Genomic DNA, 18,355 nt, shown 5'->3' on the forward strand with positions numbered 1-18,355 from the left:
GAGGCGCATTATAGGGAGTTCTTCCGGGGCCGCAACCCTTAAATGACAGAAAAATGACTGACTGCTGCATTCCCCAGCAAAACCCCGCCTTATACGCATTTGCCCACAGAGTTATCCACAAACGTGCTGATATTCCCTGCTACGCACCCTTTAAGACGGGGTCCAGAATCACTCTGCGGCCTGCTCTTTCTTCACCAGAACGGTAGTCAGCGTAAAGGAGAGCACCAGAGATATCGCCACGCCCGCCAGAGCAAAGACAAAGTAGGGGCCTATATAAGCAGGCAAACTAAAGATGCTCGACAGAATGTAGCCATAGAGACGCACGCCGAAGAAGGCAATAAAGGCTGATGCCAGCGAGCTGGCCACCGTGGCGGCAATAAAGGCTTTCTTATAGCGCGTCAGGACCCCAAAGAGTGCCGGTTCGGTGATCCCCAGCAGCGCAGAGATGGCCGCCGACAGCGTAACGGTCCTCTCCTGGCGGTCCCGACTCAGGCGCCAGATAGCAAATGTCGCCCCGGCAATTGCCATATTGGCCATAAACATCATCGGCATCAGCATGTCGTAGCCACGGTCACTGAAGTTCTGCAGGGCAATCGGCGTCATTGCGTGATGCATACCGGTCAGGATTGCCACCGGACGGATGGCCCCGACGATAAGTCCGGCAAAACTGGCCGACACACCAAACAGCCCTTCTATAAAGAAGGCGAGTCCTTTACCCAGCCAGATGCCAACTGGACCGATTACCACCAGCGCCGCCAGGGCACCTATAAAGAGGGTGAGCGTCGGCGTGAAGACGGTTTTCAGTACATCCGGCATGATGCTGTCTACCCAGCGATGGATATAGCTCAATGCCAGCACCGAGAAGATCACCGGAATGACGCTCGAGGCATAGTTAAAGACGGATACCGGGATCGCATTCATTAACCAGAGCGCACTGACCGCCCCTTCCTGATGTGTCGCCAACGCTTTCGCTGCTTCTATTAAGGAGGGATACATCAGACAGGCGGCAACCGCCGCGGCGAGATACTCATTGGTTTTGAAGATCTTCGCCGCCGACACGGCGAGGAAGAACGGCAGGAAATAGAAAACGCCGCTGGCAATCAGGTCGATAATCATGACGGTGTCGCTTTTCGCCGAAACCACCTTCAATGCGATAAGCCCCGCCAGCAAGCCTTTTATCATCCCGGCACCAGCGATAGCCGGAACAATCGGACCAAACACCCCCGAGACGGTATCCATAAAGAGGGAGACCAGGCTTTTACGCCCCTTTGTCGCCGTCGGCGCGTTATCAGCCCCCTGGCCGAGCACATTAAGCATTTGCTCGTACCAGCTGTTCACCTTCGGCCCGATGATCACCTGAAACTGATCGCTTTGCAGCTGTGCGCCCAGCACCCCCGGCAGATTTTTAATCGCAGCCTGATCCACTTTATTATCGTCGATTAAATCAAACCGTAGCCGCGTCATACAGTGCCAGACTTTATTAATATTCCCCTGGCCGCCGACCAGACGAATAATATTATTGATGGCTTCTTGCGTCCCCATAAAGACTCCTGCCGGTAGGGTTGTTGTTTTATTGATGCCACGAGAATAGATAAACCCACCCTACAAAACAAACCAATAAAATTTGATATCGCTCACACTTAACTACGTAAAGAGCCATAAAACCACCCTTAATGTAAAATTGGTATGGTTTTTAATTAAAATAGAATCAAATAACTGACCAAAATAAATAATAAAAAAACGGTTTACCGGAAAACATTTTTAAGGCGATGATATTCCCATTCTGTATTTCCACAGAGCAGCAAAGGAGTTTCTCGTGACGCCTGTGATTATCACTAATATCGAGTGTTTTATTACCCGTCCGGACCGACATAACTTGGTGACCGTTCGCGTTACCACGCAGCAAGGGCCCGTCGGACACGGCTGTGCCACTTTCCAGCAGCGCCCGCTGGCGGTTAAAACCCTGGTAGATGAGTATCTCAAGCCGCTGCTGATCGGCCGGGATGCCAACAACATCGAAGACCTGTGGCAAATGATGAACGTCAACGCCTACTGGCGTAACGGTCCGGCGATGAATAACGCGATCTCCGGCGTGGATATGGCCCTGTGGGATATTAAAGGGCAGCTGGCCGGCATGCCGCTGTACCAACTGCTGGGCGGCAAATCCCGCGACGCGATCCCGGCTTACAGCCACGCCAGCGGTGAGACGCTGGAGGAACTCTTTACCTCTGTCGATAAACTGGTGGCGCAAGGTTATCGTCATATCCGCTGCCAGCTGGGTTTTTACGGCGGTACGCCATCGGCGCTGCATGCCCCGGAGAATCCGACGTCCGGCGCCTGGTTCGATCAGCATGAATACATGGCGAATACCGTAGAGATGTTCCGCGCCCTGCGCGAAAAATATGGCTGGAAGCTCCATTTCTTACACGATGTTCACGAGCGTTTATTCCCGCAGCAGGCGGTGCAGCTGGCAAAACAGCTTGAGCCTTACCAGCCCTACTTTATTGAAGATATCTTACCGCCCCAGCAGAGCGCCTGGCTGGAGCAGGTTCGCCAGCAGAGCTGCGTCCCGCTGGCGATGGGCGAGCTTTTCAATAACCCTGCTGAATGGCACGACCTGATCGTCAATCGCCGCATCGACTTTATTCGCTGCCATATCTCGCAGATCGGCGGCATCACCCCGGCGCTAAAGCTGGCGCACCTGTGTCAGGCTTTTGGCGTACGTCTCGCCTGGCATGGCCCCGGTGATATGACCCCCATCGGCGTGGCGGTGAATACACACCTGAACATTCACCTGCATAATGCGGCTATCCAGGAATTTATTCCGCGCTCCAGTGCCACCGACAGCGTCTTCCCTAGCGCGCCTGAGGTGAAGGACGGGTTTGTCTATCCGCCGACAGCGCCCGGTATCGGCACCGGCTTTAATGAAGAGTTGGCCCTGGCGTATCCGCTGGTCTATCGCCCGCACGAGTGGACGCAAAGCCGCCTGCCGGACGGCACGATTCACACGCCCTGATTTTGTCGCCAGGCTAAATTATCGCGGTTATACGGGCTGACCCAGGTGCAGGTGTAGTTGATATCGATAATATCGCTCACCTCAAAGACCCGGCCCCCTTCCAGTATCCCGCGATTATTAATATGCATTGCCGGGCTGCCTTTTTTGCAGCCCAGTATCACCGCCTGCTCGCGGCTGACGCTGACCGCCCGGTAGATGGTCAGCATATGGGAAATATTCATCCCTTTGCTTAAGACGTACTGCTGAATGGAACGCTCAATCGCCTGCTGATTAAGATCGGGGAAATCGGCGGCCGGCATGCTGGAGACTTCCAGCTGAACGGGCTGGTCATCGACGTAGCGCAGGCGGCAAAAGTGCCAGATAAAACTCTCTTCATCGATGCCAAAGATCTGCTGTGCCGCGCGATCGGGCCTTGTTTTATGCAGGCTGATCATCCGGTAGCGCATCTGATCGAATCGCTTTTCGGTGATCGAGTTGTAGATCAGCGGATTATTGCGCGCATGCTCGTTGATCCAGATCCCCGAGCCCTGCACGATCCGCACCACGCCAATACTGACCAGCTTTTCCAGCGCCTGGCGGATGGTGAAACGCGAGACGCCATACTCTTCGGCCAGCTGCCTTTCAGGGGGAAGTTTGCGTGGCCCCGCCGTGGTGTCCTGGTAGATTTTGCTCAGCAGATCCTGGGTTACAAACTCTTTCTTTTTCATTGTTCGGTCCTGACATCACTCAACGTTGATCACCCATCAGCACGCCGGCAAACCTTGCGCCAGCAGTCGCGGCCACACTGCCGCCCAGTCCGAACCATGCTCCATTGCGCTGACCACCTCCGTTCGCACACAGCTCTCCCCCACCGCCTGTTGAAAACGTCGGGCGACAGCGGGCGGCACGGTGGTGTCGGCTTCGCCGCTGTAGTGGATCTGCGGCAGGGCGCGAAGCGCGGGAGCCCGATCGATGGCGTTCTCAGCCGCGGGCATCGGGGTAACATGATGCAGGGCGTTAACATACGCCACGTCGAGATTGCCGGCCACCGTGCGCAGGGAGCGCACATCATTCCGGCGTTCCGCCAGCAGCGCGGCGATATTACCGCCCCCGGAGTAGCCGACCAAATCGAGCTTCACGCCAGGATAACGCGCCACCATCTGGCTGAGCGCCTCGTTCATCGCCTCTATTACCGCGGGCGAAAAGCGATCCTGCGTCCAGATGTTTACCTGGCAGCTAGCTGGCAGCGGCGGTCCGATAAACTGGCAGGGCCGGGCAAGATAAACCACATTTGCCTGCTTGTCCGCCGCAGCCAGCTTTAAACCGGTCGGATTACGCGGCGTGGGATTATCAGAGGGGATGGTGCGGCTCTTCCAGGCAAAGCCATCCCCTTCGATATAAACCCGCAGGGAATTTACCGGCGGCGTGATGCGATGCCAGCTGATAATCGGGAAGGGATCTGTGTCAAATTTCTCACTGATCAGACCACTTTCACTGGCTATTTTCTGTGCAGCGCTGTGCGGGTCGGCGGTCATACACCCTGCCAATAATAAAGATAAATTAATCAATACCGTTCCCTGTAAAAAGTGAGGATATATCCTCATACCGCACCAGCCTTAACTCAAATTATCAACATGACAAAATATGTGGAATGAATTCCACCGGAAATAATTAAGTAACACTTATTGTTTTCGGCAACAAATTGTATATTCTGCGCCCGAAGATATCGGATTAATCCGAAGAAATCACAACTGCATTTTGCACAAATATCGCAACTTTATGATGGTACACCATGGAAAAGAAACGTCTTAGCCAGCTGATCTCTCTGCTGGTGGCATCAACGACCGCGCAGGCCTACGCCACATCGGACGTTATTATTGATACGCCGTCGAGCAGCGTTCAGATCGCCAGCTCAAATGCGTCAGTACACATCACCCACGAAGGCTCCCTGACCGGGACCCCGATAACGGCGTTAACCGTGAACGCGGGCGCTACTGTAGCGACGCTGACCAATGATGGCACCATTACCGACAGCGGCGATAACACCCAATTTTTAAACAACAATATTGTTCAGATCGAGGGGACAGTAGACACGTTTAATAATAACGGCACCATCGCCAGCGTGAACCAGTATCAAAACGGTAGCGTCGTGGCGCTGGGTGCATCGGGTGTGGTGAATACTTTTACCAACAGCGGCACCCTTGAGAGCGTCCCGAACAATTACAGCATCGGTTTTTATAACACCGGCACGCTGAGTAATGACGGAACAATCGGAACGTTAACCAATACTGTTGATGGCAAAATAAGTGGTTACCGCGGTATCAGCAACCAGGGCACCATTAATAACCTGAACAACGCGGGCCTGATCTCCTCTGCGGATAGCAACAACGGCATGTCCATGGGGCGAAAAGCGGCCATCTTTAACAGCGGTACCATTGACTCACTGCATAACACCGGGACCATTGAGGGTGCCACGACGGATTATTACGGCAGCACCGGGATCATTAACGAGGGCGTAATTAATACCCTGGTGAATGACAAGGTAATTAACGGTAGCTCCTTCGCCATTCAGAACGCCGGCTCTATCGGTACCCTCGAAAATAACGGTTCGATCACCGCCAATGACATCGGTGTCTATAACAACAGCGGCAACGGCAGCACCATCGGTTCCATCGTTAACAATGGCGAGATCAAGGGCAGCTGGAGCGGTATTTATATCTGGAACTACAACAACCAGAGCATAAACACCCTGATTGTAAACAACGGCCAGTTAACCGGCGGCAGCAACGCTCTGTATGCCGACAGCAATAACGCCGACAGCACCGTTACGCTGACCAACACCGGGGTCGTTACCGGGGATATTTTCGTTTCAGGCACAACGCCATTGACCATTAACGGCGGCACCACCACGATGGGCACGCTGACCGGCATCGAGGGCGCGACAGGCACCATTACCAATTCCAGTGTGGTATTCGGTACCGGCTCGCTGCTGCTGAACGACAATATCAATACGGCAAGCAGGATGCCTGAATACGGCCTGATGTCACTGCAGATGAGCGATGATGCACCTGTAGCAAACGGCACCGTGGTGAACGAAGCGGCCTCCCTGCAGATTAACAACAGCATCAACATCTCCGGCGATTATCATCAGAAAGCCGCCGCAACGCTGATTTCCGGCGTCTCGGATCTGGCGGATGCCCGCGGCGATCTGCTTGCCGATACCGGCTATGGCCGACTGAACGTCAGCGGCAATGCCACTATCGACGCGGGTTCAAGCATCAACCTGCTGCGCACCGGCAGCACCTACCAGTTCGCCGAAGGCCAGCGTTACGTCGTGATCAATGCCGCAGGCGCAGAGACCGACTACCACGCCGACCAGCTGAAATATAAAGCCTTCGGCTACCGCGGTACGGTCAATGGCGCCGTTTATGACGTTGCTGACAGCAAGGCCCTGGTCGTAACCCTGGGCGCAGAGCCGGTCATCATCGATCCGGTACAGCCGACGCCTGAACCGGTAGAACCAACGCCTGCGCCAGAAGTCACCCCGCCGGTAGTGGCAGAGCCCGACGTCACCACCCCGGTCGTCGCAGTGCCAACGCCGCCGACGCAGCCTGCGCCAGCGGAACCCGCACCGGCTCAGCCGACCAAACGCGGTTATGCCACCATCCCGAGCGCCACGGCGTCACTCGGCGGGCTGGCGCACTACTCCGGTATCGCCTCCCCGCAGCTGCTGAATCTGTATAACGCCTCGCTGGCAATTGAAGGTCAACAGGAAGCGAACCGCGCAGGCGAGCGTCTCTCCACCAGCCAGAACCTGAACACCAGCTCCGCGGCCACCGTTGCGACCTCTACCGCTCAGGCCGTAGTGGGTGCTCACATCGATGCCGCACGTAACCCGCAAGCCTCCGGCGTCAGCGGCGTGGCAACCGGCGATGACTACGCCAACAACTGGATCGTCTGGGGTCAGCCGTTCGGCGGTTATGCTCGTCAGGACAGCACCGACAACGTCAGTGGCTACACCGCGAAGTTTGGCGGCCTGATCATCGGTGCCGACCGTGCGCTGGGTGACGACTGGCGTCTGGGCGCAGCCCTGAACTACAGCAACACCTCCGTACACGGTAAAGACAACCTGAGCGGCAACAACTCCACCGCCGATAACTACGGGGTGATTGGCTATGCAGGTTACACCGGCAATCCGTGGTACCTGAACCTCTCTGCGGGTCTGAACCGTCAGAACTACAGCTCCGTGCGTCGCGCTGATTTCACCGGCTTCTCCGGCGCTGCCCATGGCAAGTTCAACGGTCAGTCCATCACCCTGCAAAGCGAGCTTGGCTATCCGATTACCCTGCCGGCTGACGTGGTCCTGACGCCGCTGGCGGGCCTGACCTACGGCTATCAGCATGTGGATGGTTACAGCGAAACCGGCGGCAACGGCATGGCGCTGGATGTCAGCAGCACCCACGCCCAGTCTGTGGTGAGCGATATCGGAGCCCGCATCGAGAAGACCTTCGCCACCGGCCTGGGTAACCTGACGCCGTTCGCCCAGGTCTCGTGGATCCACCAGTACGATATCCGCCAGGTCAGCAGCCATGCGACCTACGCCGCCGATACTATCGGTGAAACCAGCTTTATCACCAAAGGGGCCTCTCCGGTGGAAGATATGGCGGGCGTGGCCGTGGGCACCACTCTGTATGACGCCAACGATCTGAGTCTCGACGCGCGTTACGATCTGCAGGCCGGCGAGCGCTACCAGGCGCACACCTTCAGTCTGCGTTTACGCAAGTCGTTCTGATTGTTATGAACGATCAACGGGGCCGCGATTGGCCCCGTTTTTTTATGCTCCGCTACCAAACGTTGTGTTTTTCGCCGTCCCGGTTAATAGTTTCTGTTTTTACTCAACAGTTAACTCACATGACGCAAACTGGACTCTCCTCTGGATTAAAGGTCGGCGCGCTGCTTCTGCTGCTGATCCTGATGTATACCGGCCTAATGACCTCGGACCGCACCACCTGGCTGATGGAGGTGACCCCGGTCATTATTATCGTGCCGCTGCTGCTCGCCACCCAACGGCGCTACCCGCTGACTCCCCTGCTCTACACGCTGATCTTCTGGCACGCCATCATCCTGATGGTGGGCGGGATGTACACCTACGCCAAAGTGCCCATCGGCTTTGACGTTCAGGAGATGTTCCATCTGAGCCGCAACCCGTATGACAAGCTGGGGCATTTTTTCCAGGGGCTGGTGCCTGCGCTGGCGGCCCGGGAGATCCTGGTGCGCGGCGGCTACGTCACCGGGCGCAAGATGACGGCCTTCCTGGTGTGCTGTATTGCGCTGGCGATCAGCGCCACCTACGAGCTAATCGAGTGGTGGGCGGCGCTGGCGATGGGCCAGGGCGCGGATGATTTCCTCGGTACTCAGGGCGATCCCTGGGATACCCAGTCCGATATGTTCTGCGCCCTGCTCGGCGCGCTCACCACGGTGCTGCTCCTCGGACGGTGGCATCAACGCCAGTTAATGCACCTCAGTCATAGGTAATGTTAAACACCATATGCGCTTGCACCGCCCCCGCCGTGGCCTGGGGCAAATACTGATAGTAGCGGGCAAAGTAAGCGAGGTTCAGAAACTGGGTAACTTCGCCGGTTAAGGTGGCGACGGGGTGCGCTTTGCGAAACTCCACCACCTTATAGTTCTTATCGAGGATCTGTACCCCGATGCCGTAGGCGGTGTTCACCCCTTTGAGATCGTTACGTAACACCCCCTGCTGCACCGTCGTGTTCTCGGCCAGATTCCCGTCGAAGGTCATATTGACCCGCGTTCCCGAGACGCCCGCGCCGCCAGGACACTGGAGTTTGATCGCAAAGTCACGCCCTCCGGCGGTGCTGCCCGGCCCTTTGAAGGCGGAAAAGGAGACGGTCCCCATATCAACATTAAAGTGGGTGGTGTTACTCACCTGGCAGGACGGGGAGACGATCGTCAGCGAGCTTTCGCGCATCCAGGTGGTTAACAGAGGGTTACCTGCCGGGACATTACCGAAGGCCGTGTATTGCCCGGCGGCGATTTTGCCGCTTCCTGACAGCAGCGCGGTTTTCACCACCTCCAGGGTAAAAGTGGCGTTCTTCAGGGTGACATCGCTGCCCGGCGCCGACGGCAGGGTGGTTTTACTGTCATACACCAGCGGCATCGCCTGGCTGTTTTTCAGGGTGTAGCGCAGCCCAATCCCGGGGATATTGGTGGACCACACCTTGTTGCCATTGTCCTGGCTGCCCGGCATCGTTACCCGGGAATCGAACTGATTACTCCCCGAGCAGCGATACGTGGTATTCATCTCCCGCAGCGTCCAGCTGCGTTTAGCCACCACCGATCCCACCGGGGCATCGGCATCCACGATAACCCGGCCAATATCCATAAACAGAGAGGATCCTGACGGACCACCCGCCAGGGTAAAGCATTCCGCCTGTGCTATACCGCTCCCCACCAGCCACAGGGTGATTGCGGAACAAAGCAAGCACTTCAGAGACATACTTGCTCCTTAAGCTCTGGTTGCATCAAATTGACTTCGCACCGTCCGCCATCCCAGCCAATACGCGCCCGTTTGGCGGTATCGCTGCTGATAAACAGCGTGCTACCCTGGCCGACAAAACCGATGGACTCATCCTTTTCATCCCTGATTTCCGCGCCAAATGGCAGGGCGACATTGCCCGGACGGCGGGCGACGAGCATACGGGATTTTGTCACGTTGGTTTTAAAGACCACTTTGGTAACGCTGCCTTCATAAGGCGCGACCTGCATATTGGTGGAGTCAAAATTCACATCCTCAGATGCGCCTTTCATATCCACTTCAATGTTGTTCACCCGATAAGGCTGCAGGGCCGAAGTCAGGGCATAGCCGTTGCTGTCGAAACGCGACGTGGAGCCAGCGATAGAGGCCCCTTTTGCCCCTTTCGCCTCCGCCAGAGTAAGGGTCGGCCCCATTTCGGAAGAGAGGGTCACGCCGCCGGAGTGGACCAGCATCGTCCCGCTCGCCCCGGCGCCGATCTGCTGATAGGTATTGCCGTAGCTGTAGCTGGCGGTCAGGGATGACCAGGGCGCAATGTAGTTGCCGTTGAGCCCGACGTCATAATCGTTGTTCTTATTAGCGCTGCTGGTCACGCCATACAGTAAGGTGTTCTCTTTATCTAACGAACCGTTCAGCCCCAGTTGCGTGCTGTCAAACGCGCCGTTTTTGAAGGTGGTATTGGACGACACAGAGGCTGTCCTGTCTTCGCCAAACGAGAGGGGATAGCTGATGTTAAGCGAGATAGTGTCGTCTTTTTTACGCCGGGCGGGGGCCAGGCCGTTATCCAGTTGCGGATCAATACCCGAAACGGAGCTGCTGTTCGGATTGGTATAGACCCGTTGCAGGTTAATCCCCCAGTTCAGTTTTCCCCAGCTGTTGCCATAGCCTACGGAGTACTGCTCCTCCGTACCCGAACGATGCCAGTAGCGGTTGACCGAGCCAGAGAGATAAAGATTTCCCCACCCCTCGGGAAACTGCTGATTTATAGTGAGGCTGACGCTGGTTTTTTTCGGGGCGTAATCAGCAAACATCCCTTGTTTTTGCTGGTCGATAATATAAAGCGCGCCTGGCAGCGAATAGTAATTTTCTGTCGCCTGGCTGAACTGGAGACTCACGCCAGTATTCGATTCCGTAAAGGTGCGGTTGAACATCAGACGGTACTGTTGACCTGAAACATCGCTACTGGCTAAACGCGTCTTCGCCTGGGTGACATCAAGCGCCAGACCGCCGATAACCGTATTCATCCCTGAACCTGCCTGGTATGCCTGATAATCATTAAAACCGCTGACGCCACCATACACCGTAAAGGTATTATTCAGACCATAGCGCCAGGTCCCCACGCCGATAATCGGTTTATTACGTAACCTGTCATCATTCGCCTCCCCGACGGTGATCGAATAATCGCTCATGTCCGGATGCTGTAATTTCACCACCGAGTTGTAAGGCACCGAAAAGGTTTTCTCCCGACCGTCGGCTTCATGGACGGTGACGATCAAATCGCTGCCCACGCCGGAGGGATAAATGTTGTTCAGGCTGAACGGCCCCGGGGCGACGGTGGTTTGATAGATGAGATTATTGTTCTGATGAATAGTGACTAACGCGTTGGTTTCCGCCACCCCATTCACCACCGGGGCATAGCTGATCATGTTGTCCGGGTACATCATATCGTCGGTGGCCAGACTGGCACCGAGCAGGTTCACGGAGTCGAACGAATCACCATTAGACCCAAATTGTCCGAGCGTGAGCAGCGATTTAACAGCGGCCAACGGCCGGGTTAAGGTGGTTTCATTGCTGGTCCATTTCGCCCCTTCTTTATCGGTCCAGTTGGCGTTGCCATTGTGGTGCAACTGCCATCCGGCAGAAGAGAGATAAGCCTGAACGCCCATAAAAGCATTTCTACCTTTATCGCCATTATCTGCCTGAATAATGTCGTAATAGTCCGCCATATAAGAAATATTCAGCGCAGAGATGCCTTTATCCCACCGCGCGGGCGCAACATATCCTCTGTATTGTTCGTTTTCAAACTGCTGCGGCACGCTAAGGTCTAAACGCAATTGGGCAGAACTCAATGTGTCCTGCAGAGTGGGTTCGTCGCTCCATTCACTTAAATTGCCGCAAAAATTAGCGTCTTCATGCTTTTCTTTATTCAGCTTCGTGACATCAATACCAAAGTTTTCCAGCATCTCCCGGGTATAACAGACCCCGGCATGCCCTTTGGCATCCCGGGTGACCTGCAGATCATTTAATCCTTTCCACTCACCGTTATTATAAACGTCAACGGAATAGGTTCCGGGTTGCAGGCTGGTGGTATCAAAGCGTTTTAAATCTGTCTGGCTACTTGCGCCCACGAGAAAGTTGCTGTTGAAGGTATATTCCTGATCGCCCTCTGCGCTGTCACCTTCAGCCTGGCACAACGCAGGGGTAGTGCTCATAATGAGAATAACAATGACAGCCCGCTTAATAATAGCCATCATCTTTCCTTTCATTAAAAAACATAATCATCCTGCTTTACAGTAGGAATTTATTATAAGCCGTAGGGAAGCGCTTTATTATTAAATGATTTTTGCTTTAAATTTACTCGTGCCGCCAAAGTCATTAATCTCGACAACAGAAAGTTCATCACCAGAATGAACGGAAGAACGGAATGTCACCTGTTGCGTGGACTGAGGGGCCAGCATGACCGCCTGACTGTTCAACGCTTTTTCTTTATCCGGTAGAAAAGCGATAACGGTAATATAAAAAGGCGTTGGATTAGAAACGGTAATAGTATTTCCCGAGCCTTTCAGTACCAGTTTTTCCGCGGCCTGCTCACGTCCGCTTAATCCGGTAGGGCGATAGATGAATTTTAAACGTGAACGAATCGCCATTTGCAGCTCACCGGCAGAATCAGGCTGCGACTTTTTCGCTGCGGCGGGAATATCCAGTACATTCAGCCACCATAATGACTCCTTGTCGGACGGCAAACCCGTTGCGGAGGCCAGACGGATACGAATGGACTGCCCGCCTTGCGCATCCATTCTGGAAATGGGTGGGGTAATAACAAATGGCGTAGTGATATTCTCGGGCGACACGCTGGGATCGCCATTATCTAACCAGACCTGGGCCAGCGCCGGACGCGAAGAGGTGTTATTCAGCTTAACCGTAATTTCTTTCTCAGCTTGCGGGTAAATAAACCGCTTCCCGTTGATGAGGATGTTATCTGCCAGCGCTGGCAGGGTGGAGATCGCCGCCATCGCTAAAACCAAATATTTCATTAGTATCCCCCTGACAAAATAAAAAAAGTGAAGCTGGCTTAAACCGGAGAAGGCGGCGAGTGAATCGCCGCCGTCAGGGTATTATTCGTAAACAATTTCGAAGGTTGCTGAACCTGAAACGCTTCCTGCACCTGGTGCTACCAGCGTTTTAGTTTTGGCATACCCGGCGAGGAAGTTATAAACATCATCATCGGAAGCGGATGCTTTGAATTTGTAGTTGCTGGCGTTAACAGCGCTGACTGAGTTAGTAGAATCCGTATTTCTCAGGAAGATAGATACGTTATCCGCTGAACCATTGTTTTTAATCAGGCTCAGCTGGCCGACGTTATCTTTCGCCACCCACATACCTGGGCCTACGCTCCAGCTGATTTTGCGATAGACATCTGGCTCGGTATAACTTTTCAGCGCATAGTCATCAGCACAGTCTTTTAATTTGATGGAAAATGCCTTTGTCTTATTACTTTCCTGACCGAGGGCAGAAACAAAATCGGTTGCCTGCGTGACCGGCAGATAAACGGTCTGACCGTTCACGCCTTCATAGGAAATTTTGCAGGAGGACTGCAAAACATAACCTTTGAAATCGATGGTTGCGCCGTCCAGTGTTACGGCGGCGTTTGCAACATTAATACCAAACAGCGCAGAAGAGAGCAGTAAACCCAGATAGACTTTTTTCATTTTTTCATCCCATTACTGTGTGTGTTGTTTTCACCACGAGCTCAATAATAAGCGCGTGGTGTGGTATAAAATTTTGAAAATGTACTCAGGCATGTGTAGTGCTGGAAGAGGATGTTTTAATATCACCGACAGCGATTTGATTATGAAAAAAGACCGAAAAAGTACCTTACAACGATATACGTATTCTGACAAAACTTTAATATTCTACGATCCCGGTATGAGCATGGCGGCGTTATCTCATACGTCCGCCTTATTATCGTCAGGGCATGCTGAAATAAGACGCAATAAAACAAGTGCAAAATCAACGACATAATACTGTCACACAGAATTGTCAGCATCAGCCCGACAGGCGTCACTTTTTTTCATCACCCGCTTTGACAGCGAGGCGGTTGCTGACTAGCCTCATAGCTAAATTAGCCCACAAAGTATTTTAGCCGTTACTTTTCATGCTAATGAGTTCAGTAGCGCCCTTCCTGTAATGGCTTTTTTTGTCTGAAAACGCGAAGCAACAACACCATGCTGAATAAATGATTAGATCTTTTAATATATAAGAAGGATCACAGAAATGTCTGATGACATACAAAGCTCTACACAGCCAGTCTCTGTATGTTTTTTAACTGAACCCTCACTACAGGCGCAGGCTTTTCTTTCATTACTGCAAACAGAAACGCTTACTCCTATTAAATTACATAATATACGCGTTCCCTTACCGGAAATGCTGCCGGCAGGTACGCTGGTGCTATTTGATATTGTCTCAGCAAATAAACGCCTTAGTACCTTCTGGCAAAATGCGCTGCGCAAACAGACCCAGCCGATAAAAGTGGTATTGATGAATATGGACGATCATGAGCGCGGCAAACCCGTTAGCGAATGGCCGTCGCTATCGGATATTTTTTATCGTTCCGATACCCAGCCTCACGTCAGCGCCCGAATAAAAGAGACCCTGCAAATCAGTTACAACCTTATTCAGGGCCTGACGTCGCATCTGTTTCAACCTCAGGTGCGGGAAGCCGCAGAGCAGAGCAACGAGCTGCTGACGGACCGGGAGAAACAGATCCTCGATAAACTCTGTAAAGGTGCGACAAACAACGATATCGCCAACGCGCTGTTTATCAGCGAACATACCGTCCGCACCCATATCTACAATATCTTCAAGAAAATCAAAGTGAAAAACCGTACCCAGGCGATGTACTGGGCCACGGGTAATCTGGATTAGCGGATCAGGCTTTGAGGCTGATCCCACTCTCTGCCAACACGCCCATCTGGCAATACATCGCCCCGGCGGCGCTGACGATCGACATCGCCAGCGCTGCCCCGCTCCCCTCCCCCAAACGCAGATCCATATGCAGATAAGGGGTTAAGCCGAGGTATTCCAGCGCCCGCCGGGATCCTTTTTCCGCCGAAAAATGCGACGGGATGCAGTAGTTTTTCACCTCAGGCGCGAGCTGGCATGCGGCCATCGCCGCGGCATAAGAGAGGAAACCGTCCAGCACCACCGGCAGCCCGCACGCCCCCGCCCCGAGGATCGCGCCGGTCATCCCCACCAGATCGTAGCCACCCACTTTCGCCAGCACATCGATGGCATCGCCGGGATCGGGCTGATTGACGGCAATCGCCTGACGGACAATCGCCTCTTTATGCTGCATCCGATCTGCCGGCAGGTTAGCGCCGATCCCCACCACCTCGTGCGGATCGCAGCCGCTGAGCACGCTGATCATCGCCGACGCGGGGGTGGTGTTGGCGATACCCAGCTCGCCGACGCCAAACACCGCGATCCCCTCTGCGGCACGCTGTTGCACCAGCCGGGCGCTGCGCAGTAGCAGCTGTTCTGCATCAACACGGCTCATCGCCGGGCCGCGGGCGATGTTGCCGCTGCCGCGCCCCACCTTCAGGCTCAGCATCGTCCCGATGGGCTCGCAGTCGATGCCGATATCCACCGGCAGCACGGTCGCGCCACTGTTCTTCGCCAGCACGCAAACCCCGGAAGTGCCCTTGAGCATATTCAGCGCCTGCAGGTAGGTCACCTGCTGCGGGCTGATAGCGACGCCCTCTGCGTAAACGCCGTGATCGGCGCACATCACGACGATCTCTTTTTGCAGATCCTCGAGCCGGGTTAAGCCCGGCATCCCCGCCAGCTGGATGGCCAGGGTTTCCAGCCGTCCCAGGCTGTTAAGCGGCTTCACCAGGCCATCGATATGCTGCGCCGCCTGCATCTGTTTGTCTTTATCCAGCGGCTGAATGGCGGCCAGCAGTTCCTGTATTGTCTGCATCTGTGTTGTTCTCATTCTTCTTCCCGGAAAGGGCTCCGGTCGTTAAAGGCGCGTAACAGCATAAATCCGCCGCGATTTTCCACCATCGTGTAAGCATCCTGCTTAAACGGGAAGTGCCACAAGGAGCCTGTCGGCATCTTTAACCAGTGGGCCAGCAGAAGGCTGAGTACCCCCTGATGCGCCACGATCAGCATATCGCCTGGCTCCTGGCGCTGGATTAACTCGTCGGCTACGGCCTTCACCCGCTCGGCAAAGTGCGGGAAGGGCTCGCCGCCGCTGGGGGTAGCGTTTTGCCAGTCATCCAGCCAGGTCTGCCAGGCTTCAGGCTCCTCTTCAGCAATGCTGCTGAAGTGCCGCATCTCCCAGCGACCAAAATCCATCTCGTTGAGCCGTGGATCGTACCCGGTCACCGGGACAATCCGCTCCGCGGTTTGCTGCGCGCGCAGCAGCTGGCTGGCGATCGCCTCGCTGAATGTCACCTCCGCCAGCAGACCGCCCACCCGCGCACTTTGCTCAATCCCCAGCGGCGTCAGGGGCACATCGGTACTGCCATAGAACAGGCCGCTGGCGTTGGCCGAGGTTTGTCCGTGACGAACCAGAAAAAATCGCATCTTCAGACCCACATTAATGCCAGCAGAAAGACGATCTCTGCGGTTTCGGCCAGCGCCCCCAGGGTATCCCCGGTCTGCCCGCCGAGACGACGGCGAAGATAGTGCACCAGACCATAGATCGCGACGTAAGTGACCAGCATCGCCGCCAGCCCGTGCAGCCCGGCGATCAACCCCACCGCCAGCGTCCCGCCCAGCAGGGTGAGCGCGGCATTGCGGAAGCTCACCTGGCCGATATAGAGGCTGCCCATCCCTTCGCCTTCGCGGGCGTAGCGCTGACCGTACATCCCCAGCACCAGCGCGGCGCGCCCGGCTATCGGGGCGCAGACCAGCAGCATGAACCACTCTTTGGCGGGAAGATGCGCCAGGCCAATCACCGCGAAGACTTTCAGCAGAATGGCGAACACCAGCGCCAGGCCGCCAAAGGTGCCCAGTCGGCTGTCCTTCATGATCTCGAGCATTCGCTCCCGGCTGCGGGCCGAGAAGATGCCGTCGCAGGTATCGGCCAGCCCGTCCAGATGGAAGCCGCCGGTCAGCAGCACCAGCGCCAGCACGTAAGCCGCGGCGCCAATAGAGATCCCGCCGCCGGTCTGACTCACCACCAGCGCCAGCAGCCCGGCCAGCGCACCGATCGTCGCGCCAACCAGCACAAACCATGGCACCCCACGGGCCAGCTGGCGGAACTCCACCCCATCGGCCCATTTTTCCGGCACCGGAATACGTGACATCAGGCGCAGCGTCGCCCATAACATCGCTAAGCTCATTTAATTTTGACTCCAATCCCTGAGACCACCAGCCAGACCTCTTCTGCCGCCTGGGCCAGCTTCTGATTTGCCCGCCCGGCGATATCGACAAAATGCCGCGCCAGACGATTTTCCGGGGTGATGCTCATCCCCAGCTCGTTCGTCACGATGTACACCGGGGCGCGGGTCGCCAGGCAGGCGACGATCAGATCGTCGATCTGCTGCTGTAATTCAACCTCCAGTGCCGCAAAGTCCAGCGTATCGGGATCGGCCCCGCCCGAGGCGTCGTACAGCAGGTTCGCCAGCATAGTGGTAATGCACTCGATCACCACCGCTTCACCCGGCTGCACCTGCTGGTGGAGAGCCGCGCCAAGATCGCGATAACGCTCCAGGGTGCGCCAGTGGGCGGGCCGCTGGGCGCGATGCCGGGCGATACGCGCCGCCATCTCGTCGTCGGTGACGGTGGAGGTGGCGATGTATAACACCTGAGAATAGTGGCGGGCGACCAGCCCCTCAACGTGAGCGCTCTTACCGCTGCGCGCCCCTCCGGTCACGACAATCATTCCTTGCACTCCTGATAAAAAATGCGACAAAAACCCGCGGCGCTACGAGTGCGAATCGGCGTACTGCTTAACGGCCGCCATCGTTTTCTGAATGTGCGCTTCGGGGCTACGGTCGGTGTAGCTCAGCAGGATTTTACCATCAGGCGCGATGACAAACGACGTGCGTTCGGAGAGCGTTTTGCCATTCAGCTGCATCAGCGTCTGATACTGAGCGGCCACCTTCGCCCCGGGATCGGCGGCGACGGTGAATTTATCCCGGCACTCTTTTTTGGAAAACTCATCCACCTGCTCGACATTGCCGGCGGTGACGCCCACCACGCTGGCACCGAGCTTGTAAAATTCGTCGGTGGCGTCGGCAAAGGCGTTGGCTTCGATGTTGCAGCCCTTGCTGAAGGCCGCCGGGAAGAAGTAGAGCACCACCGGTCCTTTTTGCAGCGCCTGCTGCAGGGAGAAGGTCAGGGGTTTTCCCGCCAGCGCCCCCTGCAGCGTGAAGTTGGGTGCCCTGCTGCCCGCCTCGAGGGCAGCGTTAACGTGGGAGGTAAAGAGAGAGAGGGAAAGCACGACGGCCGCGGACAGGATCGAGAAAGGTTTCATGGTCAACTCCGACAGAATAAAGGGGATCTCTGAAGGATAGTTCGAAACGCCTTGCCCGGCGGCCATTGCCCGGCGGCGCTGCGCTTGCACGGGCCTA

General features: G+C 55.5%; 16 protein-coding genes. 4 read left to right on the top strand and 12 right to left on the bottom strand.

All coding sequences use genetic code 11. The features are described from left to right. Positions 1-168 precede the first annotated feature (168 nt). Entirely contained in the window at positions 169-1,542 is a 1,374-nt protein-coding gene (locus V7Q49_RS17720; protein ID WP_333853979.1) for a PTS transporter subunit EIIC, read from the bottom strand. A gap of 274 nt (positions 1,543-1,816) precedes the next feature. Here V7Q49_RS17720 and V7Q49_RS17725 point away from each other — a divergent pair, with 274 nt between their 5' ends. Continuing rightward, on the top strand, positions 1,817-3,016 hold the full coding sequence (locus V7Q49_RS17725; RefSeq protein ID WP_333853981.1) for an enolase C-terminal domain-like protein: 1,200 nt from the start codon (positions 1,817-1,819) through the stop codon (positions 3,014-3,016). On the opposite strand, the gene V7Q49_RS17730 is transcribed toward V7Q49_RS17725, so the two are convergent. Continuing rightward, on the bottom strand, positions 3,004-3,723 hold the full coding sequence (locus V7Q49_RS17730) for a GntR family transcriptional regulator (protein ID WP_333853983.1): 720 nt from the start codon (positions 3,721-3,723) through the stop codon (positions 3,004-3,006). The genes V7Q49_RS17725 and V7Q49_RS17730 overlap by 13 nt on opposite strands. Before the next feature lie 36 nt (positions 3,724-3,759). Next, positions 3,760-4,530 carry an alpha/beta hydrolase gene (locus tag V7Q49_RS17735; protein ID WP_333853985.1) on the bottom strand — a complete coding sequence of 257 codons (771 nt, stop codon included), beginning with the start codon at positions 4,528-4,530 and terminating at the stop codon, positions 3,760-3,762. A gap of 257 nt (positions 4,531-4,787) precedes the next feature. Here V7Q49_RS17735 and V7Q49_RS17740 point away from each other — a divergent pair, with 257 nt between their 5' ends. After that, the gene (locus tag V7Q49_RS17740; RefSeq protein WP_333853987.1) at positions 4,788-7,787 is read left to right on the top strand and encodes an autotransporter family protein; all 3,000 of its coding nucleotides are present in this window, start codon (positions 4,788-4,790) and stop codon (positions 7,785-7,787) included. 119 nt (positions 7,788-7,906) lie between these two features. Then, positions 7,907-8,530, top strand: a complete 624-nt coding sequence (locus V7Q49_RS17745; protein WP_333853989.1) for a DUF2238 domain-containing protein — start codon at positions 7,907-7,909, stop codon at positions 8,528-8,530. Here the strand turns inward: V7Q49_RS17745 and V7Q49_RS17750 are convergent. From V7Q49_RS17750 to V7Q49_RS17765, 4 genes are all read right to left on the bottom strand, one after another. Further along, entirely contained in the window at positions 8,517-9,515 is a 999-nt protein-coding gene (locus tag V7Q49_RS17750) for a fimbrial protein (protein WP_333853991.1), read from the bottom strand. The two genes, V7Q49_RS17745 and V7Q49_RS17750, sit on opposite strands and share 14 nt — an antisense overlap. After that, positions 9,506-12,022, bottom strand: coding sequence for a fimbria/pilus outer membrane usher protein (locus V7Q49_RS17755; RefSeq protein ID WP_333853993.1), 2,517 nt, complete (start codon positions 12,020-12,022; stop codon positions 9,506-9,508). The genes V7Q49_RS17750 and V7Q49_RS17755 overlap by 10 nt, the downstream gene beginning before the upstream one ends. An 81-nt stretch (positions 12,023-12,103) precedes the next feature. Continuing rightward, positions 12,104-12,805 carry a fimbrial biogenesis chaperone gene (locus V7Q49_RS17760; RefSeq protein ID WP_333853995.1) on the bottom strand — a complete coding sequence of 234 codons (702 nt, stop codon included), beginning with the start codon at positions 12,803-12,805 and terminating at the stop codon, positions 12,104-12,106. 81 nt (positions 12,806-12,886) lie between these two features. After that, a complete protein-coding gene (locus tag V7Q49_RS17765; protein ID WP_333853997.1) occupies positions 12,887-13,480 on the bottom strand; it encodes a fimbrial protein in 594 nt (197 codons plus the stop codon). A gap of 715 nt (positions 13,481-14,195) precedes the next feature. Here V7Q49_RS17765 and V7Q49_RS17770 point away from each other — a divergent pair. After that, entirely contained in the window at positions 14,196-14,696 is a 501-nt protein-coding gene (locus V7Q49_RS17770; RefSeq protein ID WP_333853999.1) for a LuxR C-terminal-related transcriptional regulator, read from the top strand. A gap of 4 nt (positions 14,697-14,700) precedes the next feature. On the opposite strand, the gene cobT is transcribed toward V7Q49_RS17770, so the two are convergent. Genes cobT through V7Q49_RS17795 form a run of 5 tightly spaced genes read right to left on the bottom strand, consistent with a single transcriptional unit; the run spans position 14,701 to position 18,258 of the window. Continuing rightward, a complete protein-coding gene (gene cobT / locus V7Q49_RS17775) occupies positions 14,701-15,750 on the bottom strand; it encodes a nicotinate-nucleotide--dimethylbenzimidazole phosphoribosyltransferase (RefSeq protein ID WP_333854232.1) in 1,050 nt (349 codons plus the stop codon). Positions 15,751-15,761: 11 nt separating this feature from the next. Further along, complete coding sequence (cobC, locus tag V7Q49_RS17780) at positions 15,762-16,361, bottom strand: alpha-ribazole phosphatase (RefSeq protein WP_333854001.1); 600 nt, start codon at positions 16,359-16,361, stop codon at positions 15,762-15,764. A gap of 2 nt (positions 16,362-16,363) precedes the next feature. Continuing rightward, entirely contained in the window at positions 16,364-17,122 is a 759-nt protein-coding gene (gene cobS, locus V7Q49_RS17785; protein ID WP_333854003.1) for an adenosylcobinamide-GDP ribazoletransferase, read from the bottom strand. Then, positions 17,119-17,664: a bifunctional adenosylcobinamide kinase/adenosylcobinamide-phosphate guanylyltransferase gene (gene cobU, locus V7Q49_RS17790; protein ID WP_333854005.1), complete on the bottom strand. Its 546-nt coding sequence runs from the start codon at positions 17,662-17,664 to the stop codon at positions 17,119-17,121. The genes cobS and cobU overlap by 4 nt, the downstream gene beginning before the upstream one ends. Positions 17,665-17,706: 42 nt before the next feature. Beyond that, a complete protein-coding gene (locus V7Q49_RS17795) occupies positions 17,707-18,258 on the bottom strand; it encodes a peroxiredoxin (RefSeq protein ID WP_333854007.1) in 552 nt (183 codons plus the stop codon). Between the last annotated feature and the right edge of the window lie 97 nt (positions 18,259-18,355).

Origin of the sequence: Leclercia sp. (assembly GCF_036780805.1) — a bacterium.
Taxonomy (GTDB): domain Bacteria; phylum Pseudomonadota; class Gammaproteobacteria; order Enterobacterales; family Enterobacteriaceae; genus Enterobacter.

What these genes read in the sequence shown, in the direction of transcription:
- V7Q49_RS17720 (WP_333853979.1), bottom strand. Translation starts at nt 1,542, where the DNA reads ATGGGGACGCAAGAAGCCATCAATAATATTATTCGTCTGGTCGGCGGC.
- V7Q49_RS17730 (WP_333853983.1), bottom strand. Translation starts at nt 3,723, where the DNA reads ATGAAAAAGAAAGAGTTTGTAACCCAGGATCTGCTGAGCAAAATCTAC.
- V7Q49_RS17735 (WP_333853985.1), bottom strand. Translation starts at nt 4,530, where the DNA reads ATGACCGCCGACCCGCACAGCGCTGCACAGAAAATAGCCAGTGAAAGT.
- V7Q49_RS17740 (WP_333853987.1), top strand. Translation starts at nt 4,788, where the DNA reads ATGGAAAAGAAACGTCTTAGCCAGCTGATCTCTCTGCTGGTGGCATCA.
- V7Q49_RS17745 (WP_333853989.1), top strand. Translation starts at nt 7,907, where the DNA reads ATGACGCAAACTGGACTCTCCTCTGGATTAAAGGTCGGCGCGCTGCTT.
- V7Q49_RS17750 (WP_333853991.1), bottom strand. Translation starts at nt 9,515, where the DNA reads ATGTCTCTGAAGTGCTTGCTTTGTTCCGCAATCACCCTGTGGCTGGTG.
- V7Q49_RS17755 (WP_333853993.1), bottom strand. Translation starts at nt 12,022, where the DNA reads ATGGCTATTATTAAGCGGGCTGTCATTGTTATTCTCATTATGAGCACT.
- V7Q49_RS17760 (WP_333853995.1), bottom strand. Translation starts at nt 12,805, where the DNA reads ATGAAATATTTGGTTTTAGCGATGGCGGCGATCTCCACCCTGCCAGCG.
- V7Q49_RS17765 (WP_333853997.1), bottom strand. Translation starts at nt 13,480, where the DNA reads ATGAAAAAAGTCTATCTGGGTTTACTGCTCTCTTCTGCGCTGTTTGGT.
- V7Q49_RS17770 (WP_333853999.1), top strand. Translation starts at nt 14,196, where the DNA reads ATGCTGCCGGCAGGTACGCTGGTGCTATTTGATATTGTCTCAGCAAAT.
- cobT (WP_333854232.1), bottom strand. Translation starts at nt 15,750, where the DNA reads ATGCAGACAATACAGGAACTGCTGGCCGCCATTCAGCCGCTGGATAAA.
- cobC (WP_333854001.1), bottom strand. Translation starts at nt 16,361, where the DNA reads ATGCGATTTTTTCTGGTTCGTCACGGACAAACCTCGGCCAACGCCAGC.
- cobS (WP_333854003.1), bottom strand. Translation starts at nt 17,122, where the DNA reads ATGAGCTTAGCGATGTTATGGGCGACGCTGCGCCTGATGTCACGTATT.
- cobU (WP_333854005.1), bottom strand. Translation starts at nt 17,664, where the DNA reads ATGATTGTCGTGACCGGAGGGGCGCGCAGCGGTAAGAGCGCTCACGTT.
- V7Q49_RS17795 (WP_333854007.1), bottom strand. Translation starts at nt 18,258, where the DNA reads ATGAAACCTTTCTCGATCCTGTCCGCGGCCGTCGTGCTTTCCCTCTCT.